Origin of the sequence: Microbacterium sp. cx-59, from assembly GCF_020805625.1 — a bacterium.
Taxonomy (GTDB): domain Bacteria; phylum Actinomycetota; class Actinomycetes; order Actinomycetales; family Microbacteriaceae; genus Microbacterium.
On sequence record NZ_JAJHGO010000007.1, the window covers coordinates 538,930 to 562,063 of the forward strand.

At 70.6% G+C, this 23,134-nt stretch carries 21 protein-coding genes; 12 read left to right on the plus strand and 9 right to left on the minus strand.

The window, feature by feature from the left end; all coding sequences use genetic code 11:
- The first annotated feature begins 65 nt into the window (after positions 1–65).
- A complete protein-coding gene (locus LMI96_RS09990) occupies positions 66–851 on the plus strand; it encodes an ABC transporter ATP-binding protein (RefSeq protein WP_228361399.1) in 786 nt (261 codons plus the stop codon).
- Positions 852–1,403: 552 nt separating this feature from the next.
- On the opposite strand, the gene LMI96_RS09995 is transcribed toward LMI96_RS09990, so the two are convergent.
- The gene (locus LMI96_RS09995; protein ID WP_223722068.1) at positions 1,404–1,883 is read right to left on the minus strand and encodes a MarR family winged helix-turn-helix transcriptional regulator; all 480 of its coding nucleotides are present in this window, start codon (positions 1,881–1,883) and stop codon (positions 1,404–1,406) included.
- A gap of 60 nt (positions 1,884–1,943) precedes the next feature.
- Here LMI96_RS09995 and LMI96_RS10000 point away from each other — a divergent pair, with 60 nt between their 5' ends.
- From LMI96_RS10000 to LMI96_RS10035, 8 genes are all read left to right on the plus strand, one after another.
- The gene (locus tag LMI96_RS10000; protein WP_228361400.1) at positions 1,944–2,816 is read left to right on the plus strand and encodes an EamA family transporter; all 873 of its coding nucleotides are present in this window, start codon (positions 1,944–1,946) and stop codon (positions 2,814–2,816) included.
- Positions 2,817–2,985: 169 nt separating this feature from the next.
- Complete coding sequence (locus tag LMI96_RS10005; RefSeq protein WP_228361401.1) at positions 2,986–3,651, plus strand: SDR family oxidoreductase; 666 nt, start codon at positions 2,986–2,988, stop codon at positions 3,649–3,651.
- A 198-nt stretch (positions 3,652–3,849) separates the two neighbouring features.
- Positions 3,850–4,500 (plus strand): peptidylprolyl isomerase, encoded by a 651-nt coding sequence (locus LMI96_RS10010; protein WP_308015760.1) that lies wholly within the window; start codon positions 3,850–3,852, stop codon positions 4,498–4,500.
- A 713-nt stretch (positions 4,501–5,213) separates the two neighbouring features.
- Positions 5,214–6,014 (plus strand): aquaporin Z, encoded by an 801-nt coding sequence (gene aqpZ / locus LMI96_RS10015; protein WP_228361402.1) that lies wholly within the window; start codon positions 5,214–5,216, stop codon positions 6,012–6,014.
- A gap of 754 nt (positions 6,015–6,768) precedes the next feature.
- Positions 6,769–8,211, plus strand: a complete 1,443-nt coding sequence (gene argG / locus LMI96_RS10020; protein WP_223722064.1) for an argininosuccinate synthase — start codon at positions 6,769–6,771, stop codon at positions 8,209–8,211.
- A gap of 128 nt (positions 8,212–8,339) precedes the next feature.
- Positions 8,340–8,966 carry a TetR/AcrR family transcriptional regulator gene (locus LMI96_RS10025; RefSeq protein WP_228361403.1) on the plus strand — a complete coding sequence of 209 codons (627 nt, stop codon included), beginning with the start codon at positions 8,340–8,342 and terminating at the stop codon, positions 8,964–8,966.
- Entirely contained in the window at positions 8,966–9,739 is a 774-nt protein-coding gene (locus LMI96_RS10030; RefSeq protein ID WP_228361404.1) for a hypothetical protein, read from the plus strand. Before LMI96_RS10025 ends, LMI96_RS10030 begins: the two co-directional genes overlap by 1 nt.
- A complete protein-coding gene (locus LMI96_RS10035; RefSeq protein WP_223722061.1) occupies positions 9,736–11,592 on the plus strand; it encodes a YhgE/Pip family protein in 1,857 nt (618 codons plus the stop codon). Before LMI96_RS10030 ends, LMI96_RS10035 begins: the two co-directional genes overlap by 4 nt.
- 197 nt (positions 11,593–11,789) lie before the next feature.
- Here LMI96_RS10035 and LMI96_RS10040 read toward each other — a convergent pair whose 3' ends face one another.
- Positions 11,790–12,638, minus strand: coding sequence for an SDR family oxidoreductase (locus tag LMI96_RS10040; RefSeq protein ID WP_223722060.1), 849 nt, complete (start codon positions 12,636–12,638; stop codon positions 11,790–11,792).
- A gap of 94 nt (positions 12,639–12,732) precedes the next feature.
- Here LMI96_RS10040 and LMI96_RS10045 point away from each other — a divergent pair, with 94 nt between their 5' ends.
- On the plus strand, positions 12,733–13,098 hold the full coding sequence (locus LMI96_RS10045) for a helix-turn-helix domain-containing protein (RefSeq protein WP_223722059.1): 366 nt from the start codon (positions 12,733–12,735) through the stop codon (positions 13,096–13,098).
- A 269-nt stretch (positions 13,099–13,367) separates the two neighbouring features.
- Positions 13,368–14,150: a phospholipase gene (locus tag LMI96_RS10050; RefSeq protein WP_223722058.1), complete on the plus strand. Its 783-nt coding sequence runs from the start codon at positions 13,368–13,370 to the stop codon at positions 14,148–14,150.
- Positions 14,151–14,336: 186 nt separating this feature from the next.
- On the opposite strand, the gene mnhG is transcribed toward LMI96_RS10050, so the two are convergent.
- The 7 genes from mnhG to LMI96_RS10085 form a co-directional block, all read right to left on the minus strand.
- Entirely contained in the window at positions 14,337–14,735 is a 399-nt protein-coding gene (gene mnhG / locus LMI96_RS10055; protein WP_374197476.1) for a monovalent cation/H(+) antiporter subunit G, read from the minus strand.
- 14 nt (positions 14,736–14,749) lie between these two features.
- Complete coding sequence (locus tag LMI96_RS10060; RefSeq protein WP_263317573.1) at positions 14,750–14,962, minus strand: monovalent cation/H+ antiporter complex subunit F; 213 nt, start codon at positions 14,960–14,962, stop codon at positions 14,750–14,752.
- Between the two features lie 53 nt (positions 14,963–15,015).
- A complete protein-coding gene (locus tag LMI96_RS10065; protein WP_223722055.1) occupies positions 15,016–15,576 on the minus strand; it encodes a Na+/H+ antiporter subunit E in 561 nt (186 codons plus the stop codon).
- The gene (locus LMI96_RS10070) at positions 15,573–17,144 is read right to left on the minus strand and encodes a Na+/H+ antiporter subunit D (RefSeq protein ID WP_223722054.1); all 1,572 of its coding nucleotides are present in this window, start codon (positions 17,142–17,144) and stop codon (positions 15,573–15,575) included. Before LMI96_RS10070 ends, LMI96_RS10065 begins: the two co-directional genes overlap by 4 nt.
- Positions 17,141–17,737: a Na(+)/H(+) antiporter subunit C gene (locus tag LMI96_RS10075; RefSeq protein ID WP_223722053.1), complete on the minus strand. Its 597-nt coding sequence runs from the start codon at positions 17,735–17,737 to the stop codon at positions 17,141–17,143. The genes LMI96_RS10070 and LMI96_RS10075 overlap by 4 nt, the downstream gene beginning before the upstream one ends.
- Complete coding sequence (locus LMI96_RS10080) at positions 17,734–20,637, minus strand: Na+/H+ antiporter subunit A (RefSeq protein WP_223722052.1); 2,904 nt, start codon at positions 20,635–20,637, stop codon at positions 17,734–17,736. The genes LMI96_RS10075 and LMI96_RS10080 overlap by 4 nt, the downstream gene beginning before the upstream one ends.
- Positions 20,638–20,709: 72 nt before the next feature.
- Entirely contained in the window at positions 20,710–21,783 is a 1,074-nt protein-coding gene (locus tag LMI96_RS10085; RefSeq protein WP_223722051.1) for a LacI family DNA-binding transcriptional regulator, read from the minus strand.
- Positions 21,784–21,843: 60 nt separating this feature from the next.
- On the opposite strand from LMI96_RS10085, the gene LMI96_RS10090 reads away from it, so the two are divergent.
- On the plus strand, positions 21,844–23,073 hold the full coding sequence (locus LMI96_RS10090) for an MFS transporter (RefSeq protein ID WP_228361471.1): 1,230 nt from the start codon (positions 21,844–21,846) through the stop codon (positions 23,071–23,073).
- Positions 23,074–23,134 lie beyond the last annotated feature (61 nt).

A 23,134-nucleotide genomic window follows, 5' to 3' on the forward strand; every position in this document is an offset into this window, starting at 1 on the left:
CCCGCGCTTCCGATCGGTGGCGCGGGAACAGGAATCTGGCGCGCTCCGGGCGGAGAGGTGGGGTCATGAGCGAGGCTCGCGAGGGGACGGGTGCGGGGCCGGTGCTGGAGCTGCGCGGGGCGGGATTCTCGTACGGCTCGCGGGCGGTGCTCGAGGGCGTCTCGCTTGCGGTCTCCGAGGGCGACGCCGTGGGGCTCGTGGGCGAGTCGGGTGCCGGCAAGTCCACGATTCTCGCGCTCATGCTGGGCCTCTCGTCGCCGCGCGCCGGTGAGGTGCGCTTCGACGGGGCGCCGCTCGATCGGCGGGATCGCCGGCTGATGCGCCGGTTCCGCGCGAGCGTGCAGCCGGTGTTCCAGGACCCGTATTCCTCGCTCGATCCGCGCCAGCGCATCGACCGCATCGTGACCGAGCCGCTGCAGTCGCTCGGCCTCGCCCGGGGTGACGACGCGCGGGAGCGCGCGGTCGAGGCGGTGACCTCGGTCGGTCTCGACGCCGACGTGCTCACGCGGTATCCGCACGAGTTCTCCGGCGGTCAGCGCCAGCGGATCGCGATCGCGCGCGCGATCGTGTCGCGGCCGCGCGTGCTGCTGGCCGACGAGCCGGTCAGCGCGCTGGATGTGACCACCCGGGTGCAGGTCATCGACCTGCTCGCGCGCCTCCGCCGTGAGCAGGGTCTCGCCCTCGTCATGGTCTCGCACGATCTCGGCGCCGTCGCCGCCGTCTGCGACCACACGGTCGTGCTGCAGGGCGGTCGCGTGGTGGAGCAGGGTCCGACCCGCCGCATCCTGTCGCATCCCGACACGGACTACGCCCGCGCGCTCGTCGCCGCGGTACCCCGCCTGCCGCGCTGACCCGGCGGCGCGGCGCGGGGAGTGCCGGGGTGGCATCCGCACCCGTGCCTGCGCATCCGCCCCGTGCGTGCGCATCCGCCCCGTGCGTGCGCATCCCGCATCAGCTCCGTGCGTGCTCCTCCCGCACCCACCGTGCTTCCGCATCCCGCATCCGCCCTGCGCCTGCGCATCCCGCATCCCGCATCCCGCCCCGTGCATCCGCATCCGCATCGCTGAGATGAGGATGATCGCTCGAGATGAGGGCTTTCGCGCCCGAGATGCCCTCCGCTCGGCCGATCGTGCTCGTCTCGACGACGGTGACGCCGGGCGCTGCGAGCAGACAGGGCCGCGGATGCGGAATGCCGCGCAGACAGCCTCCCTCGCGCCGCGCGGGCCGGCGTCGGCTCTCGACCCCGGCGGAAGACGCCGCGAACGCAGGAGATCTCGCTCCCACAGGAGAATCTCGCCGCATCCGTCCTGTCCGGGGGATTTCTCCTGCGGAGCGGATGCGGTGCGCGGAGGCCCCCGGACAGAAGCCGAGCAGGCAACTCCCCCACCCACGCGCAGTAAGGCCTAGTCCCCGGGAAGTAGCCGGGCGAGCAACTCGGCGAGCCGCACGCGGTCGTCGGGCGAAAGGTCAGCGAGGAGTTCTTCCTCCGCCGCGAGATGCTCGGGCAGCACCTCATCGACGAGGCGGCGGCCGTCGTCGGTGAGTCGGACGAGCTTCCCGCGACCGTCATCGGGGTTGGCCGCGCGCGCGATGAATCCCCGCGACTCCAGGCGATTCAACCTCTGGGCCACCGCGCTCGACGTGACCATGCTCTCGGCGGCAAGCGCGGCGGGGGTGATCTCGTAGGGAGGGCCCTGGCGGAGCAGCGTGGCGAGCACATCGAAGGTGCCGGCGTCGATCCCATGGCGATCGAACGTCGCCGCCAGCCTGTTCTCCACCACCGCCGCCGTGCGGGCTAAGCGTCCGATGACCGCCATCGGCGACACGTCGAGACCGGGCTTCTCGGCATTCCACTGCGACAGGATGCGGTCGACGTGATCCATACCTCCACGCTATCGCTAAGCGCTGAGCCATATTGCTAAGCGCTGAGGTATATTCGCTAAGTGCTTAGCAATCGACTCACGGTGATCCTGGCCACCGCACTCGCCCCGATGCTGTGGGGAACGACGTACTTCACCTCCACTACCTTCCTGATCGGCGGCCACCCGCTGCTGACGGCGACGATTCGCGCTCTTCCGGCAGGCCTGGTTCTGCTGCTGATTGCGCGCCGACGTCCCCGCGGCCAGTGGTGGTTGCGCTCGGCGGTCCTCGGGGTGCTCAACATCGGCGCCTTCTTCGCGCTCCTCTTCGTCGCGGCAGACCGGCTTCCCGGCGGTGTCGCGGCTGTGGTCGGCGGCATCCAACCGCTGCTCGTCGCCGTGCTGGCGTCGCGACTGCTCGCCGAGCGACTCAGCGGGGCGGTGATCGCCGCGGGCGCGGGCGGAGTCACGGGCGTGGCGCTGATCGTGCTGCAGTCCGCATCCGGGCTCGACCCGATCGGAATCGCCGCCGCGCTCCTCGGCGCGGTGTCGATGTCGGCGGGCGTGGTGCTCACCAAACGTTGGTCGGTCGATCAGCCGGCCGTGGCCCTCACCGCGTGGCAGCTGTTGGCGGGCGGACTCGTCCTCGCGGCGCTGACCGCGGTGTTCGAACCCCTCCCGAGCGTTGCCCCCACACCCGTCAACATCGCGGGGTACCTGTATCTGACGTTGATCGGCACCGCGCTCGCCTACCTGCTCTGGTTCCGCGGACTCGCGGCGCTGCCCACCCGCATCCCCGCGTTCCTCGGCCTTCTCAGCCCACTCGTCGCGCTCGCCATCGGCGTCACCCTCGCGTACGAGACCCTCACCTGGACCCAGGCCGCCGGCGTCGCACTCGTCCTGATCTCCATCGGCGCGGTCATCGCGAGTTCGGGGCGCACTGCGCGCGTCCCGTGAGCCGGTGGCGCGCTGCTGCAGGAGATGTCGCCCCCACAGGAGAAATCCGCCGCCGGGCAGGGGAAATCCCCCGAATCGGTCCTGTGGAAGAGATATCTCCTGCCCAACGGATGCGGTGCGCCACCGCCGCCGCATCCGAGCTCCCGCGTCGCCTCGGTAGGGTCGCGGTATGCCTCTCGCCCTGATCACCGGCGCCGGCCGGGCCAACAGCATCGCGGCGGGTGTCGTTCCGCGTCTTCGCGCCGACGGCTGGCACGTCCTCACGAGCGATCTCGCGGATGCCGACTATCCGTGCGACCTTTCGACGCCCACCGGCCCGGATGACCTCATCGACGCCGTGCACCGCGAGCACGGACCGGTGACCGCGCTCATCCTCAGCCACGCGCACGATGTGGAAAGCGGCATCCTCGACACGACAGCGGCAAGCTTCGACGCGCACGTCGCCGTCAACGCACGCGCCAGCCTCCTACTGATCGCCGCTTTCGCTCGTCAGGTTCCCGCGGATGGCGGCGCCATCGTGGCATTCACCAGCGATCACACCACCGGCAACCTGCCGTACGGCGCCTCCAAGGGGGCGCTCGATCGCATCGTGATCTCGGCCGCACGCGAGCTCGGCCCGCGGGGGATCTCGGCGAACACCGTGAACCCCGGCCCGATCGACACCGGCTGGATGGACGGGGACCTTCGCGAACATCTCATCCCCGCTCACCCCCTCGGGCGACTCGGTACCCCGCGCGACATCGCCGCGGTCGTGTCGTTCCTGGTCTCGAACGAGGGCCGCTGGGTGTCCGGGCAACTCCTCCACACCGACGGCGGGTTCTCCGCGCGCTTCTGACCGTCGCGCAGCAAGGGTGGCCGCGAGCGTGGTCCCGAGCGCCCCGCTTCAGGAGAACTCTGTCCCACAGGAGGGTTCCGCCGCATACGTCCTGTCAGGCGGATTTCTCCGGCAGAGCGAATCCGCCCTGGGGGTACGGATGCCGCAGCGCATCGGCCGCGAGTCGACCCTCCCCGTGCCGGTCGTTACGCTGATTCCATGCGCTCCCGTCTGCTTGCCGCTCCTTTTGCCGCGCTCGCCCTCGTGCTTCTCAGCGCGTGCGCGCCGAGTGCTCCCGCGACCGATGCGCCCGCCGCATCCGGCACCTGCGAGTACACCTCCGGCGGCACGGCCGCCCGCGACGTCGACGCGCCGCCGGCCGAACCCGCGCAGAGCGGAACGGTGTCGGCGACGCTGCAGACGAGCGCCGGCGACATCCCCCTCACGCTCGACGCCGACCGCACCCCGTGCACCGTCGGCAGCTTCGTGTCGCTCGCGAACCAGGACTACTTCAGCGACACCACCTGCCACCGCCTCACGACCGAGGGCATCTACGTGCTGCAGTGCGGCGACCCGAGCGCGACCGGAATGGGCGGACCCGGATACCGATTCGCCGACGAGCTCGACGGCAGCGAGACCTACCCGGCCGGCACGGTCGCGATGGCGAACGCCGGCGCGAACACCAATGGCTCCCAGTTCTTCCTCGTGTACGAAGACAGCCAGTTGCCGCCGTCGTACACCGTTTTCGGAACGATGGATGCGGACGGCCTCGCCGTCGTGCAAGAAATCGCGGCCGCGGGAGCCGAGGGCGGAGAGCCCGACGGCCCGCCGGCGACGCCCGTCACCATCACCGGCGTGACCATCGGCTGACAGCCCGGCGCTGGCGCTCGGGGCGCGGGTTCGCGCTCGGCGCGACCGCTGGGGCGCGGGTTCGCGCGCGGAGTGGGTTTGCGCTCGGGCGAGGTTCGCGCTCGGGCGCAGCCGCTCGGGCGTGGATTCACGCGCGGGTACATCCGCGGTCGTCCCCGCCGGGCCGCCGACCCGTGCCCCGAGCCACCGAGCCGCCCGAGCGCCCGAGCGCCCGAGCGCGGGATCATCCGTCGAGACGAGGGGATTCACGGACGATTCATCCTCATCTCGGCTGATCGCCCTCGTCTGGCCACTGGGGCCCGGCCGCCCGACTGCCCCCCAACCTCCCGCCACTCCTGATGCCGCGCACCCGCGCCCGCCCGCTCCGAGCCACCAAGCGCCCGAGCCACCGAGCCACGAGCCACCGAGCGCTCGAGCCGAGGATCATCCGTCGAGACGAGGGGGTTTGCGGACGATTCATCCTCATCTCGGCTGATGGCCCTCATCTGACAGCAGAGGCTCGGCCACGCGACCGCCAGCCAGCCACCCACCCGCCTCTCGCCCCCGCCCCACGCCACCCCGAATCGCGCCGTCACGCACGGACGCGCGACGCGCCGGTCCTGGACCGTACCGACACCAGGCGATAGCGTGCGGACCAACAACGGCGTTCGCTCACCACGACGAGATTCGTGGGCAGGAGCCTTCGTCATCCTGGGCTAACGAAGGAGTGTCCCATGAGCACCGATCCGCATCCGGAACCGAAGATCGCGGCGACCGCGCTCGATCACACTCCTCCCGCGGCCGGGCCGACGCGCACCGCGACCTGGCTCGCCGAGCTCCTCGGCACGTACGTCCTCGTGCTCGGTGGCGTCGGGGCGGCCCTGTTCGCCGCCGACTTCGGCTCCAGCGCCAACGGCACGTCCCTCGGGATCGGGTTCGTCGGGGTCTCGCTGGCGTTCGGACTCACCGTTGTCGCGGGGGCGTACGCGTGGGGCCCGATCTCGGGCGGACACTTCAACCCCGCCGTCACCCTCGGCCTCGCCGCGGCCGGCCGGATCTCGTGGGCGACGACTCCCGGCTACATCGCCTCCCAACTGGTCGGCGGCGTGCTCGCGACGTCGACGATCGTCGCGATCGGTGCGGCTGGCAACGCTCCCTGGTTGAGCGCGGCCACCGAGGGCGGGTTCGCCAGCAACGGATACGGCGAGCTCTCGCCGGGCGGATTCGGGATCGGCGCCGCGATCATCGCGGAGATCGTGCTGACCGCCCTGTTCGTCCTCATCATCCTGGGTGTCACCCACCGCACCCGCGGCACCGGATTCGCGGGGCTCGTGATCGGCCTGACACTCACCCTCATCCACCTGATCTCGATCCCGATCGACAACACGTCGGTGAACCCCGCGCGGTCGATCGCGGCCGCGGTTTTCGGCGGCTCCGAACCCTTCGGGCAGCTTTGGGTGTTCATCATGTTCCCGATCGTCGGCGGTCTCGCCGCGGGCCTCCTGCACCGACTGCTGTTCGACGGCCGCGACTGATCAGCATCCGTCCTCGCCACGATCGGCCGGATGGGGCAGCACGAGATGAGGGCATCTGCCCGAGACGAGGGCATTCGGGCGCGATTCCCCCTCATCTCGGCAGCCCGAGCCCGCTCAGCACCGCAGCTCGGCGCCGGATGCAGGCTCCCACCGCGCATGGTCGCCGCGCCCGGTCCCCATCACACCCCGCCCCGGGATGAGGACACCTGCCCGAGACGAGGGCATTCGGGCGCGATTCCCCCTCATCTCGGCCATCCGCCCGCGCCTCGGCAGCCCGCCCTCGATACCGCAGCTCGGCACCGCATGCAGCCAGCCGCCCGCGCCAGGTCGCAGCGCCAGGTCGCAGCGCCCGGTCCCTCACGCCCCGCCCCGCCCCCGAGATGAGGACACCTGGCCGAGATGAGGGCATTCCGGCGCGAATCACCCTCGCTTCGGCAGCCCGAGCCCGCTCGGCACCGCAGCTCGGCACCGGATGCAGGCATCCACCCGCGCCAGTCACGCCCCGCCCCGAGATGAGGACTTCTGCCCGAGATGAGGACTTTCGGGCGCGATTCCCCCTCATCTCGACCATCCGCCCTCGCCTCAGCATCCCTCTCGGCACCGCAGCTCGGCGCCGGATGCAGCTGGGCACCGGATGCGGGCACCCACCCGCCTAGCCCCCCGGCCCACACCCCACACCCCCGACCCGCACCCACAACCCCCGCACCCCACCGACGGCGCAGCCCGCATCCGCGCCCTCAGTAGGATTGAGGGCATGTCCAAGGTCCTGCAGTCCCTTCCCGTCGGCGAGCGCGTCGGCATCGCGTTCTCCGGAGGCCTCGACACCTCCGTCGCCGTTGCGTGGATGCGCGACAAGGGCGCCGTGCCCTGCACCTACACGGGCGACCTGGGTCAGCCCGACGAAGACGACATCGAGGCGATCCCCGGCCGCGCCGCGCAGTACGGCGCCGAGGTCTCGCGCCTGGTCGACTGCAAGACCGCCCTCGTCGAGGAGGGCTTCGTCGCCCTCGCGTGCGGCGCGTTCCACATCCGTTCCGGCGGACGCACCTACTTCAACACCACGCCGCTCGGCCGCGCGGTCACCGGCACGCTCCTCGTGCGGGCGATGAAGGAGGACGGCGTCGACATCTGGGGCGACGGGTCCACCTACAAGGGCAACGACATCGAGCGGTTCTACCGCTACGGCCTGCTCGCGAACCCGGCTCTGCGCATCTACAAGCCGTGGCTGGATGCGGACTTCGTCACCGAACTCGGCGGCCGCAAGGAGATGAGCGAGTGGCTCGTCGAGCACGGTTTCCCGTACCGCGACAGCGTGGAGAAGGCCTACTCGACCGACGCGAACATCTGGGGCGCGACGCACGAGGCGAAGACCCTCGAGCACCTCGACGTGTCGCTCGAGACCGTCGAGCCGATCATGGGTGTGCGGTTCTGGGACCCGGCCGTCGAGATCGAGACCGAAGACGTGTCGGTGCGGTTCGAGGCGGGCCGCCCGGTCGCTCTCAACGGCGTCGAGTTCACCGACCCGGTCGAGCTGGTCTTCGAGGCGAACCGCATCGGCGGACGCCACGGACTCGGCATGAGCGATCAGATCGAGAACCGCATCATCGAGGCGAAGTCCCGCGGCATCTACGAGGCCCCGGGCCTCGCGCTGCTGTTCATCGCGTACGAGCGTCTCGTCAACGCGATCCTCAACGAAGACACCCTCGCGACGTACCACGAGCAGGGCCGCCGCCTCGGTCGCCTCATGTACGAGGGCCGCTGGCTCGAGCCGCAGTCGCTCATGCTGCGCGAGTCGATCCAGAAGTGGGTCGGTTCCACGATCACGGGTGAAGTGACGCTGCGTCTGCGGCGCGGCGAGGACTACACGATCCTCGACACGACCGCACCGACCATGTCGTACGGCCCCGAGAAGCTCTCCATGGAGCGCGTGGGCGACGCGGCATTCGGTCCCGTCGACCGCATCGGACAGCTCACGATGCGCAACCTCGACATCGCCGACTCGCGCACCCGCCTCGAGCAGTACGCCGAGCTCGGCCTCATCGGCGGCGCGACCGGCGCACTCGTCGGACAGCTGCGACGTGGCGAAGGCGCCGAGATCACCGAGCATGCGGCGCCGTATGACGCCGACCGCGAGGGTCTCGCCGGCGCGACGGATGCGGCGAGCGAAGCCGCCGCGTTCGACTCCGGCACCGACTGACCGCGGCGGGGCACTCGGCGCGACCAGGCCACCCACCCGCAGCCGCCGCACGAACGCCGCAGCCGCCACCCCACCCCGCACCCCTACAAAGTGCACACGACTGTGCAAGTTCGGCGTACACTAGCCGGATGACCACCGTCACCGAACGCGCCCCCCGCCGGGACGCGACGCTCAACCGCGCCGCGCTCGTCGAGGCCGCTCAGACTCTTCTCGCGCGCGATCCGCACGCGTCGCTCGATGCGATCGCCCGCGCGGCGGGCCTCACCCGCCGCGCCGTGTACGGGCACTTCACCGACCGCGACGCGCTCGTGCGCGAACTTGTCAGCACGGGCGCCGACCGCTTCAACGCGATTGCCGAACAGGTCGACGTCGGCGACGATGTTCCCCTCGCCCTCGCCCAGCTCACGGCGCGGCTCTGGAGCGAGGCGTCCCACGTGCAGGTTGCGGCCGCCCTCGCGCTGGACGATGCCCACGTCGAGCACACCGCCGCCGCCCTCGCGCCGCTCCGCCGCCGCCTCGTGCACCTCGTACGGGAGGGGCAGGATGCGGGCACGCTCCGCACCGACATCTCCGCACCGACCCTCGCGCGCCTGGTCGAAGAGATCGCGCGCATGGTCGTCGCCCGCCTCGATGCGTCGTCCGGCGAAGCGAGCTCTCTCGCCGTTCGCACCGTGCTCGGCACCGTCGGGCTGTCGTGGCGCGAAGCCGACGCGCTGATGTCGGCGCATCCGTCGCTGCTGACCGAGGGAGTCTGATGCAGATCGTGGCCACCGGCGTCTCCAAGGGGCGCCGCGGCGAGGCGCTCCCCGAGACCTCGCTCACCTATCGCACCGCCGAGGCGCGACTCGTCACGGCCGAGACCGAACAGCGGCCGACGGTCCTGGGGCTGATCGCCAGCGGTCGCATGCACCCCGACACCGGAACCGTCACGATCGACGGCCGCGCGGATGCGGGTGCGATCCGCCGCCGCGTCGCCCTCGTCGACGCGCCCGGGGTCTCCGATCCGGCGTCCAACGTCACCGTCTTCACCGTCATCTCCGAGGAGCTGATGTTCGCCGGGCGCCCCGCCGGCCCGCTCGCGGCGAGCGCGTGGCTGCACGAGAACGGCTTCGGCGGCCGCTCGCGGGTGCCGATCGCCGATATCGCCCCGGGTGACCGGCTCCGGATGCTGCTCGAACTCACCGTGCTCCGCCGCGGCGTCGAGGGCATCGTGCTGGTGTCCCCCGACCGTCACGGTGGTGACCCGCATTCGTGGTGGTCGCTCGCCGAGGAGTTCGCGGGGCGCGGGCTCGCGGTGCTCGTGATCGCGGGCGAAGCATCCGCCACCGTCCTCGACGGACGCGCAGACCGCGCGAGCCACGACACTCCCACCGACGAAGACGACCCCGCCGTCACGAACACAAACGCCGACGATGCGGACTCCGCCGGCACAGACCCCGCCGCCACCCCCGCAGACGCGAGCGAGCCCGAGCCCACGGACCCCGCCGCATCCCCCCTCACCCCCGACCTCCCGGAAGACGCGCGATGAAGATCCCCGCCATGATCGTCGCCGAGCTGCGACGGCTCACCTCGACCCGCATGTCGGTCATCGCCCTCATCGCGCTGATGTGTGTGCCCGTGCTCTACGGCGGCCTCTACCTGTGGGCGAACCAGGATCCATACGGTCGCCTCGACCAGGTTCCGGTCGCGCTGGTCGTGGCCGACGAGGGCGAGACCGCCACCGATGGCACCGTCACGAACTACGGCGACCAGGTCGCCGACAAGCTCGTCGAGGACGGCGCATTCGACTGGCAGCGGATGTCGGCATCCGGTGCGGCCGATGCCCTCGCGCACGGTGCGGTCGACTTCACGGTCACGATCCCCACCGACTTCTCCGACGCGCTCGCGTCGGCGTCGGGCACGAGTCCGCGCCAGGCCACCCTGTCGCTCGCCACGAACGATGCGAACAACTACCTCGCCTCGACGATCGGCTCGCAGGCGATCGAGAAGATCCGCTCCTCCGTCGCCACACTGGTCGGCGATCAGGCGGCGTTGCAGCTGCTGACCGCGATCTCCGACATCCGCGGCAATCTCGTGACCGCCGCCGACGGCGCGGCCACCCTCGCCGACGGCACGCACACCGCGCTCGACGGCGCGAACACCCTCGGCGCGGGAGCAACCCAGCTCGCCGACGGGACGGCGACCCTCGCGTCGGGCGCGGGATCGGTGTCTTCCGGCGCCGCGCAGGTGTCTTCCGGCGCGCAGCAGGTGGCCGCCGGCACGGCGACCCTCGATGGCTACGCGGATCGAGCGGGAGCGGCCGCGCAGTCCGCGGCCGATGCGCTGCCCGAGATCCGCACGGCGTTGTCCGACGAGATGGCGGCGCAGGGACTCACTCCCGACGAGATCGCCGCGGTGCTCGCGCGCCTCGACCCGCTCGCCAGCCGCATCCAGTCCGCCAACGGCACCGTGCAGGGAGCCGTTGCGCGGGTGGATCAGCTCGCGTCGGGTGCCGCGCAGGTGGCCTCCGGTGCCGCGCAGGTGGCGGATGGCGCCGCCCAGGTCGCGAGCGGTGCCGAGTCGGCCGCATCCGGTGCCGCGCAGCTCCGCGACGGCACGGGCACGCTGGCGTCCGGGCTCAGCCAGCTCGACGACGGAGCGGGCACCCTCCGCGACGGCCTGACGGACGGGGTGGCGCAGATCCCCGACTCCGACGAGACGCTCCGCACCGACCAGGCCTCGACGATCTCCGACCCCGTGCAGATCGAGTCGAGCAAGGTCGCGGCGGCCGCCGACTACGGCGCAGGGCTCGCCCCGTTCTTCGCGTCGCTGGCCGGATGGATCGGCATCTACGCGCTGTTCCTTATCGTGAAGCCGATCTCGCGTCGCGCGATCACGGCACTCCACTCCCCCATCCGGATCACGCTCGCCGGATGGCTGACCCCGGGACTCCTCGGCGGCGTCCAGATGATCGCACTGTTCGGCATCCTCGCCGTCACGCTCGGTTTCACGTTCGCGAACCCGCTGGCGACGCTCGGCATCATGGTGCTCGCCTCTCTCACCTACGCGGCGATCATTCTCGCGCTGAACGTCTGGCTCGGGTCGGTCGGTCAGTTCCTCGGACTGGTTCTGATGGTGCTGCAACTCGTGACGGCCGGCGGCACTTTCCCCTGGCAGACGCTGCCCGTGCCGTTGACAAACCTCCACCACGTGCTGCCGATGGGGTTCGTCGTCGACGCGATGCGCCAACTCATGTACGGCGGCGATATCAGCCGCATCGGCGGCGACATCTTCGTGCTCATGGCGTGGATGCTGGGCGCCCTGGCGTTCGCCGCGATCGGCGTCACCCGGATGACCCACCACCGCACCCTCCGCGACCTCGCGCCCAGCCTGATCGGCTGAGGCGAGGACCCGTGGCGCGGGGCGGAGCGGCGCGGCATCGCGCCCGGCGCGGCGCGGGGGGAGCCGGCGCGGCGCGGGCGCGGAAACACCACGGCGGATGCGGGGCGATCGGGTATCGCCATCCGCATCCGCCGTTGTGCCCGGCCGCGCGCGTCGTCTGTCGGGTTCAGCGCATCGCGCGGGGCCGAGTCCGGGGGTCAGAGCGAGGAGCGCAGGCCCTCGACCAGGGGAGTCGTCGGGCGACCGATGAGCTCCGACAGAGTGCGCTCGGTGGCTTCGAGACCGCCCTGTGCGATGCCGGCGTCGAGCGCGGTGACGAAGCCGACGGTGCCGGCGTCGAGGCCGAACGACTCGAGAAGGGCCGCGTGCGCCTCGGTGTTCAGGCGGCGGTAGGCGACCTCGCGGCCGGTCACTTCGGAAGCCGCGGCAGCGAGCTCGTCGAACGTCCACGCCACGTCACCCGCGAGCTCGTAGGTCTGTCCGACGTGCCCCTCGCCGAGCAGCACGACAGCGGCCGCGTCCGCGAAGTCCACGCGGCTCGCGCTCGAGATGCGACCGTCGCCGACGCTGGCGACGAGCTCGCCGCTCTCGGCCGAGCGCGCCACATCGGCGGCGTAGTTCTCGGTGTACCAGTTGTTGCGCAGCAGCACGGCCGGCAGGCCCGACGCGGCGATCGCCTTCTCGGTCTCAATGTGCTCGCCGGCGAGCGGAAGCGTGCTCTCGGTCGCGTGGTACAGGCTCGTGTACACGAACTGCTCGACGCCGGATGCGGCATCGATCACGGCCTGGTGCTGCGCCGCACGCTTACCGACCTCGGAGCCCGAGACGAGCAGCACGCGGTCGACGCCCTCGAGAGCGGCGGTGATGGTGTCGGGACGGTCGTAGTCGAGTTCGACGACGCGCACGCCGAGATCGGCGAGGTCGGCGATCTTCGCGGGAGTGCGGGCGCCGGCGACGATGTCGGATGCGGCGGCTCCGCGGGCGAGCAAACGCTCGACGACGAGGTGGCCGAGGTGGCCGCTGGCTCCGGTGACGAGAATGGTCATGAGTGTGTCCTTTCGACGGTGACGTCCAGGTCAGCGATCGGACGAGTCGATACATTCCGCCCTCGGGGTACCCACCTTTCGGTAAGGTACTGACATGGCGGTCAGTTATGCGGGAATCCAGCAGCAGCATCCGGGATCTTTTGCGGCCGCGTGCCCCACGCGCACGGTGCTCGACCACGTGATGAGCCGCTGGGGCGTCCTGATCCTCTCGGCGCTGTCCGAGGGCACACGCCGGTGGGGCGAGCTGCGCCGCGAGGTCGACGGCATCAGCGAGAAGATGCTCGCCTCGACGCTGCGGACTCTGGTCGCCGACGGGGTCGTGGCGCGCGAGTCGTTCCCGTCCGTGCCCCCGCACGTCGAGTACCGGCTCACCGATCGCGGCCGCGAACTCATGGAACGGATGCTGCCGCTGCTCGAGTGGATCGCCGACAACGCCGACGACATCGTCGCCTCCGACTGACGAGCACGGCCCGATCGGCCGGTCGCCCACGCCGCCCGTTCGGGCGATGATCAGGGTTTTCTGACGCTTCGCCCAGGTGGCCCGCCTACCGTGTCCGAGTCGCGCACCTCCCGTCCCGAGGGAGGCGCGCATCCCCGAACACCCGGCTGCAGCCCCCACGCGGGCTCCCGAGGCACCCGCTTTCGTGGTGCCCGTTCGGGTTCAGCCTGCCCGGCTCGCCCGCACCTTGTGCGGCGGCGCGGGCAGGGAAGCCCGACCCCTGGAGTCCCGTGCCCGTACGTTCTCGCCGTTTCCTCATCCGCGTCACCGTGACCGCTGCCGCCGTCGCGCTGGGCGTTTCGCTCGCCGTCCCGATGGCCGCGGCCGCCGCCGTCCCGACCGCGGCGAAGAGTGTCGCCGCTCTCTCCGTCTCCGACCGCGCGACCCCGCAGCCGGTGGTGGATGCGGATGCGGCCGCCCCCCGCGCCGTCGACCTCGACGCCCAGTTCTTCCTCACGATCGCGCGCACGACGCTGGCATCCGCCGCGGGCAAAGTCGATGTCACCGATCTGCAGGGACGCATCGACCGCCTCGCGGATCCGCAATCGCTGAGCGTCGCGGGCGCCACCGCATCCCTCACGGCGCTTCGCGCGGAGACCGCCGCGGTCGCCGAGGAGCGGAACGCGTACGACGCTGCCGCCGCGCGTGCCGCCGCCGCGGCTGCCAAGGCGGCACAGCAGGCCGCCGATGCGCTCGCGCAGGCCAACACCCCGGATGGCGCCCGCGCGACCGCGCGACAGATGGCCGCCGACCGCTACGGCTGGGGCGACGGACAGTTCCAGTGCCTGAACTCGCTGTGGCAGAAGGAGTCCGGCTGGAACTACCAGGCCTACAACCCGAGCGGCGCGACGGGAATCCCGCAGGCGCTCCCCGGCTCCAAGATGGCCTCCGCCGGCAGCGACTGGCAGACGGTCGCGGCGACGCAGATCTCGTGGGGCCTCGACTACATCTCGCGCGCCTACGGCACGCCGTGCGGCGCGTGGTCGCACTCGCAAGCGACGAACTGGTACTGAGATGCTCGCGGCCGGGCCGTCCCGCGGTCGCTTCCCCGTCTTGTATCCCCGTCTCGCTGCCACCCCTCCGCCCGCGCGCCACTTTCCTGCTCGCGCGCCACAGATCTGAAGCGCGGGAGCAGGAAACTAGCGCGCGACAGCATCAGGCCAGCAGCACGCACCCATGCCGCAGCGAAAACCCCCGGGTCAGCCGCCGGATGCGGGGGGTGTCTCGCGCGACTCCGCGAGCTCGTCGACGTACAGTCCGGCTTCGTCGACCGTGCCGTTGCGGTACGACTGGCGTCCGACCATGTGCGCCGAGAGGGGCGCGGTCGCGAGCTGGATGAGCACGATCGGCACGAGGAACGCGATCGCGGCCCACGACCGGACCGACAGGGCGATCGCGAGTGCGATCAGGATGAGGCCGAGCACCTGCGGCTTCGTGGCCGCGTGCAGCCGCGTGGGCACGTCGTGGAACCGCAGCAGGCCGAGCGCCGCGGTAAGGCAGAGCAGCGCACCGATCAGGATCAGCACGACCGACACGGTGTCGAAGATCGCGTTCCACGTCGACTCGGCGGCATCCGTCACGATCTGCGTGCTCACCATCCGCGCCACGAGGTTCATTGGTTCGTCCCGTCGCGTCGCGCCACGAAACGGGCGATCGAGATCGACCCGAACACCCCGACCGCGGCGATGATGAGCAGCACCGGCAGAGTGCGGGTGTGCTGGTTGATGGCCATCTCCGCGCCGAGCACGCACATGAGCTCGGTGAGCAGCACGTCGGAGGCGATGGCGCGGTCGAGAATCGACGGACCGCGGACGATGCGCCACATCGTGAGGATCGCGGCGACCGCGAAGATGACGTAGATGAGGATCAGCACGACGCTCACGCGTTCTCCTCCTGCCGGATGGCGGCGACCTGCGCGCGCGAACCCAGAGCTCGGACGATGCGTCGCTCCCAGAGCTGCACGCTCCGCCGCTGCGCCTCGACGTCGTCGTCGGAGTCGACGCCGATCACGTGCAGGTAAAGGATGCGCTGATCGCGGTCGATGTCGATGATGAGCGAGCCGGGGATCAGCGACGCGGTCACCGCGGTGTGGGCGAGGATCAGGTCGTCGTCGATCCGGAGGGGAACCGCGATGATCGCCGTTCCCGGGTACCGCCGCGGATTCACGACCTGCCACGCGACGAGCAGCGAGCCGCGCACCAAAGCGACGACGAACGTCGCGATGAAGACGAAGAGGTGCCCGAAGTGCACGCGGCCGGACAGCTCCACGGGCGGCAGTCGGAACACCCGCGTGACGAGGATCGCGGCGATCAGCCCGGTGAGGAACGCCACGACGGTGAACTGGCCCCAGAGCAGCATCCACAGGGCGATCAGCCAGATGAAGAACGGCAGCTGCCGCCAGATCTGCGCGATCAGGCTCTTCTTGCCGGCCGGGCTCACGAGTCCGCTCCCGTGATGGCGGCCCCGTCATCGACCTGCACGAGCTGAACGGGCTGCAGCAGGGCGTCGCCGATGCGCGCGCAGTAGTCGTAGAGCGGTCCGGCGAAGATCGTGAGCGCGACCGTCACCGCGACCATTCCAGCGGTCGCGGCGGTCATCACGCGCGGGATGACGCGGCGCTCGGTCTGGATGCCGGCGGCGGGAGCGTCGCCGAGGTACTCGACGCGCGCCTCGACCTCGGGCTCGTCATGCCCTGCCTCGCGCCAGAACCCGAGGTTCCACGACCGCATCAGGGCGTACAGGGTCAGCAGCGAGGTGACGATACCGCCGACGATCAGCACGATCATGAGGGGCGTGCCCACCTCGGCGGCGGCGTCGAACAGCGCGTACTTGCCGATGAAGCCGGAGAACGGCGGCAGCCCGCCGAGGTTCACGGCCGGAATGAAGTACAGCACCGCGATCACCGGCGCCGCTTTCATGAGACCCCGCAGCTTCAGGATCGACGTGGTGCCCGCGCGGCGTTCGATCAGACCGACCGCGAGGAACAGCGTCGTCTGCACCACGATGTGGTGGACCATGTAGTAGATCGTCGCCCCGATAGCCGCGGGCGTCGCGATCGCGAGACCGAACACCATGTAACCCACGTGGCTCACGAGCGTGAACGACAGGATGCGCTTCATCTCGGCCTGCGCAACAGCGCCGAGCACACCGACGATCATGGTCGCGAGCGCGACGATCAGCAGCAGAGTGTTCACGTTGCTGTCGGCGAACAGCTGCGTCTCGGTGCGGATCATGGCGTACACGCCGACCTTGGTCAGTAGGCCCGCGAACACCGCCGTGACCGGTGCCGGAGCGGTCGGGTACGAGTCGGGCAGCCAGAACGACAGCGGGAAGACGGCCGCCTTGATGCTGAATGCCAGCAGCAGCATGAGGTGCAGCACGAGTTGCACGTCCTGCGGAAGCTCCACCATCCGCTCGGCGATCTGGGCCATGTTCACCGTGCCGAGCGCGCCGTAGATCATGGCTATGGCCGCGAGGAAAAGGATCGACGACACCAGTGAGACGACGATGTAGACGACACCGGCGCGGATGCGAGATTCGGTGCCACCGAGCGTGATCAACACGTAGGAGGCCACGAGCAGGATCTCGAACCCGACGTAGAGGTTGAACAGGTCGCCCGCGATGAAGGCGTTGAAGATGCCGGCCGACAGAATCAGGTACGAGGGGTGGAAGATCGAGACCGGGGTCTCGTCGTCGCCATCCGCCGCGCCCTGCCCGACGGAGAAGAGCAGCACCGCCAGGAGCACGACGCTCGAGACGAGCACGAGAAGAGCAGCGAGCCGGTCGACGTAGAGCACGATGCCGAAGGGGATGGGCCATCCGCCGACCGCGACGGCGAGCGGCGTACCGGAGTCGACGACCACCAGCAGCACGGCCGCGATGATCATGACGGTCGTCAGCGTGGTGATCGACACGGCGACCTGGATGCGGCGGCGGCGGCCGAAGACGAGCGTGAAGGCTGCGCCGATCAGCGGAAGCGTCACCAGCAGCGGGACGAGGGCGCTCATCGGTCGTCTCCGTCAGTGGGGGAAGGCGGCGGGGCGAGGGTGCCGAGGTCGGTCCCGCCCTCCGGGCGTGGCGTGCGGCGCGCGTCGCCGCGATCCGTGGGGGCGTCGTCGCGGAGCCCGGGCACGTCGCGGCTTCCGAGCACGGTGATGGGCGTGCTCGCCGCATCCACGAAGTCGGTCGTCGCGTCGTCGTCCTCGTCGTCGATCGCCTGGTCCATTCCTTCGTCGTCGTCGCCGGTCCGCACACGCAGCGCCACGTCGACGGCGTCGTCCTCGACCGTGTCGGCCTGACCGAGCTGCCACGAGCGGTAGATCAGCGCGAGGAGGAAGGCAGACACCGCGAACGTGATCACGATCGCGGTCAGCGTGAGCGCCTGCGGCAGCGGGTCGGAGTACTCGCTCGAGTCGGTGCCCTCGCTGTAGAAGGGAGCCTGGCCCGGCGCCCCCATCACGATCAGCAGCAGCAGGTTGGCCGCGTTGCCGAGCAGCATGAATCCGATGAGCACGCGCGTGAGGCTGCGCTCGAGCATGGCGTAGACGCCGCAGGAGAAGAGCACCGCCATGATGACGATGAGCACAAGGGAGACGTTCATCGCACCGTCCCCGTCCGCTCGCGCAGCTCCTGCGTCTGGCGGTCGACCTCGGCACCGAGGCTCCGGAGCACGTCGAGCACGAGACCGATCACGACGAGGTACACACCGATGTCGAAGATCGTCGAGGTCACGAACTCGATGTGGCCGAGCACGGGGATGTCGAGCTCGAAGAACGTGCTCGTCAGCGGCGCGGCCCCGAAGAACAGCGGCACGACGGCGGTGCCCACGGCGATCAGCATTCCGGCGCCGAGCAGGCGGCCCGCATCCGTCGGTGCGGCGGCGCCGAGTTCGTAGCGTCCGCCGGCGACGTAACGCATCACGAGCGCCATGCCCGCGATGAGGCCCCCGGCGAAACCGCCGCCGGGCAGGTTGTGTCCCGCCAGCAGCACGTACAGCGACACGATGATGATCGTGTGGAACAGGATCCGCACGACGACCTCGAGCAGGATCGATCGGTCCTCGGCGCGCACCTTAGGCCCCCCGACGAGCCACGCGCGGCGCCCGGTGGCACCGGAGTTCTGCGGGCGCAGGCCGTCTTCGGTCTCGAGCAGCGGCCGACGGCGCGGCAGTCGGTCGAGCGGACTCGTGAGATCCGAGAGCGTGTCGGCGCGGTGCGTCACGAACACGAGCGAGGCGACGCCCGTCGCGGCGAGGATCAGCACCGAGAGCTCGCCCATCGTGTCCCAGCCACGCAGGTCGACGAGGGCGACGTTGACGACGTTGCGGCCGTGGCCGAGGTCGTACGCCAGCTCGGGGAACTGCAGCGAGATCGGCAGGGCCTGACGCGCACCCGTCGCGACGAGCGCGATGAAGGCCATCGTGAGGCCGACGGCGCCGGCCAGCACCGCGCGGGCGACGGGGGCGACGGATGCGTTGTGGTCACCCATCCGGGCCGGGATGCGGCGCAGCACGAGCGCGAAGGCGACCAGCGTGACCGTCTCGACCAGGATCTGCGTGAGCGCGAGGTCGGGGGCACCGCTCGTGGCGAAGAGCACGACCATGCCGAGGCCGGTCACCGACACGAGCACCACTCCGCTGTAGCGCTTTCGCGCACGGACGGCGATGAGGCCGGCGATGATCATCACGGGGGCGACGAAGAGCTGGGTCGGCGACTGCCAGATCTCGAGCGCGACGCGCCAGTCCGATCCGGCGAGCAGCGCGGTTCCCTGCGCCGCGACGAAGACGACGAAGATCGTGCCGACGTAGACGGGAAGCGAGCCGCGCTGGGTGAAACCGGTGACCTTCACCGACAGCCACGCGATCCCGCGGAGCGTGGCGTTGTAGGCGTCGGGAGCCGTGAACGGCAGCACACGGCGGTGCGTCGCGAACTTCAGGCGGAGCGCCAGCCAGAAGATCAGCGCCCCCGCCGCGAGCGTTCCCAACGAGAGGAAGAGCGCCGGCTCCCAGCCGTGCCAGAGCGCCAGGTGGGTCGTGTACTCGCCGGCGGCCGGTGCCGTGTCGGCGTAGAGCGAGAACGCGGTGTCGAGCGGCCCGGCGGCGAGCCCTGCGCCGAGCGTGAGCGCCGCGAGAATCAGGGGCGAGGCGAGGAAGCCGACCGGCGGGTCGGGCCACTCGGTGCGGGCCCGGGGCGCGCCATCCGCATCCTTCTTCGTCCAGAACGCACCCCAGACGAACCGGATGCCGTAGGCCGCCGTGAGCGCCGACCCGATCAGCACGCCGATGAGCGCGACGAGCGCCCAGGGCGAACCGTCGTCGAGGAATGCCGCGAGGATCGACTCCTTCGCGACGAAACCGATCGTGGGTGCGACGCCGGCCATCGAACACACCGCGATGATCGACACGACGGCGAGCGTCGGGGCTTGTCTGCCCACCCCCGACAGCTCGGAGATGTCACGTGTCGAGAGTTGCCGGTCGATCACGCCGACGACGAGGAAGAGCGCCGACTTGAAGAGGGCGTGGCTGAGCAGGAGCGCGATTCCGCCGAGCGCTGCCTCGCGAGTGCCGAAGCCGAGCACCACCGTCAGGAAGCCGAGCTGGCTGACCGTGCCGAACGCCAGGATGCGCTTCAGGTCGCTCTCGCGGAGCGCCTGGATGCCGCCGAGCAGCATCGTGAACACACCGAGCGAGACGACGATCGGGCGCCACGGCTCGGCGATCGCGTAGATGGGGGCGAAGCGGGCGATCAGGTAGATGCCGGCCTTCACCATCGCGGCGGCGTGCAGATACGCACTGACCGGGGTCGGCGCGGCCATGGCGCCGGGGAGCCAGAAGTGGAACGGGAAGATCGCGGACTTGCTGAGCGCGCCGACGAGCAGCAGCACGAGCGCCGCGTTGACGACGGGGCCGGTCGGGGCCGCTGCGAGGATCGCCGACATGCTCGAGGTGCCGGCCTCGACGACCAGCAGCACGACGCCGATCAGCATCACGAGTCCGCCGAGCGTGGTGACCAGAAGCGCCTGGAGGGCAGCCCTCCGGCTCGCGCCGCGGGCGTTGTAGTAGCCGATGAGCAGGTACGACAGGATGCTCGTGATCTCCCAGAACATCACGAGCACGACGAGGTCGTCGGTGAGGACGAGCCCGTACATCGCGCCGGCGAATGCGAGCAGCACCGACGAGAACTGGGCGAGCCCGTTCGTCTTGCCCTGGAAGTACCAGCGGCAGTAGAGCATGACGAGCGCGCCGACACCGGTGACGACGAGGGTCAGCGCCCAGCCGAGCAGGTCCATCCGCATCGACAGAGCGATGCCGAGCCGAGGAATCCAGTCGTATGACTCGAACGGAATGCGGCCGCTGAGCACATCGGGCGTGCGCCAGAGCGTGTCGACGAACGCGATCGCCGGAAGGACGGCGGCGACGTAGAACGCGCGGGGTCCGATGCGGCGAACGAGCAGCGGAAGAAGAAGAGGCACCAGGGCGAACGCAGCGAGAAGCACCAGCATTGCGGCCTCCTCGGGGTCGTCGGCCTCCGCAGTGACGGGAGGACTCAGGCGATCGGGGTGTCTGCAGCCATTCTACGGGGCGATGAGCCCCTCGGGCGCCGTCGGATTCTTGACGGCGCCGATGGTATTACCCGCGCGGAACGTAGAAGACAGGTGCACGGTGGCCGGCGGCTCGCCCGCGAGCATCGCCGAGATCGCGGCCCCGGCTGCCCGTCCTTTGTCGGCCGCCGGCTGCACCATCGTGGTCAGTTCGAGGGGCGCGACCCCATCGACCCACACCCCGTCGAACCCCGTCACGCTGATGTCGTCGGGCACCACGAGTCCCGCATCCTGCACCGCCCGAATGACACCCGCGGCGATCAGATCGCTCTGCGCGAGGATCGCCGTCGGCCGCGCACCGGGGGTGGCGAGTACCGCGACGGCGGCCGCGTAGCCGTCGTCGATCGAGCTGCGGCTCGCGGAGTACACCCGGGCATCCGGGAACACATCGCGCGCGCCCCGGAGGCGATCGGCCGTGACGTCGACGGTGATCGGCGCGTCCGGATCGACCCAGCCGGGTGCGGATGCGGCCGCCACCGCGAGCGAGACGACCACGACGTCCTCGTGCCCGAGATCGCGCACGTGCCGGGCGATCTCGGCCTGTGCCTCGCGGTTGTCGAGCAGGATCTGCGGCACACCCTCGCCCGCATCCCCCTCGATGACGACCACCGGGATGCCGCGACCGCGGATCGCGTCGAGCGACTCGCGCATGCGACCGTTGCAGCCGACCAGCACGAAGGCGTCGGCGGGCGCCGTCCGCAGGCTCGGACCGCCGCCTTCGGCATCCTCGCGCAGCAGCAGCAGGCCCGCGCCCTGGGCGGCGACTCCCTCGGCCAGGCCGTCGAGCATGACGGTCGTCACCGGGTCGCGGAACGCGGTGCGCAGGCGATCACCCATGACGACGCCGACGATGCCCGAGCGCCCGCGTCGAAGCGATGCGGCCCGGGGGTCGGGGCCGGTGTACCCCAGGTTTTCTGCGGCGGAGAGCACGCGCTGCCGCGTCGATTCCGACACCGGCGTCTTGCCGCTGAACACGACGGACGCCGTCGAGGCGGCGACACCGGCGACCCGGGCGACGTCCGCGATCGTTGCCCGACGCGCGTTCATGGTGCTCCGATGGTAACCGACGCGGTCATGGTCATCGAATCGATTCGGTACGCTGACGACATGGAACTCGTCCTCTCCCGTTCCCAGTTCGTCCGATGGCGCACGGCGATCTTCGCGATCTTCCTCGCGAGCGGTCTGAGCGTGGCGACATGGGCGTCGCGCGTTCCCGCGATCAAGCAGACCCTCGATATCGACAACGTGCAGGTCGGCATCATGCTCCTGATCGGCGGGATCGCCTCGATCGTGGGGCTTTCGCTCTCGTCGCTGATCACGGCGAGGTTCGGCGCACGCGGCGGCATGCTCGGCGCCATCCTGGTCTTCGCGACCGGCATCGCGTTGATCGGTGTGGGAACGGATGTGGCGGGCTCGGTGCCGCTGGTGACCGCCGGTCTCGTGCTGTGGGGCTTCGGCAACGGATCCGTTGACGTCATGATGAACGTCGAGGGCGCGGCGATCGAGGCGCAGTCGAGTCGCACGCTCCTCCCCCTGTTCCACGCGTTCTTCAGCGCCGGCACGGTCGTGGGTGCGGGGCTCGGTGTCGTCTTCATCGGCGCCGGATGGAACGTGGTCACCCATCTGGGCGTCATCGCCGTCGTGCTCGCCCTGGTCGCTGTCGTCAGCTTCGCGAACGTGCCGAAGCGGAACGAGACCGGCGACTCCGCGCAGAGTCCTGCGCATTCGAGCTGGCGGGAACGCATCGACGTCGCCCTTTCGGCGTGGCGGGAGCCCCGCACCTACGCGCTCGGTGTGGTCATGCTCGGCATGTCGTTCGCCGAGGGCGGCGCGAACGACTGGCTGGCGCTGGGCGTCGTGGAGGGTCACGAGGCCCAGCAGGAGCTCGGGGCGCTCGGTCTCGCGGTCTTCTCGGTGAGCATGACGGTCGTGCGCGTGTTCGGCGGGCCCCTGGTCGACCGATTCGGCCGGGTTCTGGTGCTCCGGGTGCTCTCGCTCGCGGCGGTCGCCGGGCTCCTCCTCTTCATCCTCGCGCCGAACCTGCCGCTCGTCTTCGTGGGCGCGGCGCTCTGGGGAATCGGAGCGTCGCTCGGGTTCCCCCTCGGTATGTCGGCCGCCGGAGACGATCCCGCCCGGGCCGCGGCCCGGGTGAGCGCGGCGGCGACGATCGGCTACGTCGCGTTCCTCGCCGGTCCCCCGCTCCTCGGCCTTGTCAGCGAGCACATCGGGTTGCTGAACACGCTGTTCATCCTCGTCGTGCTGGTTGCCGCATCCGGTTTCGCCTCGGGTGCCGCGAAGCCCCTTCCCGGCGCGAACGTCGGGGCCGGGCGCCACTGAGCGCGGCCGGGACGCCCGGGCCACAAGGGCCTCGCGCCGCGTAAGCGATACTGGCGGCACA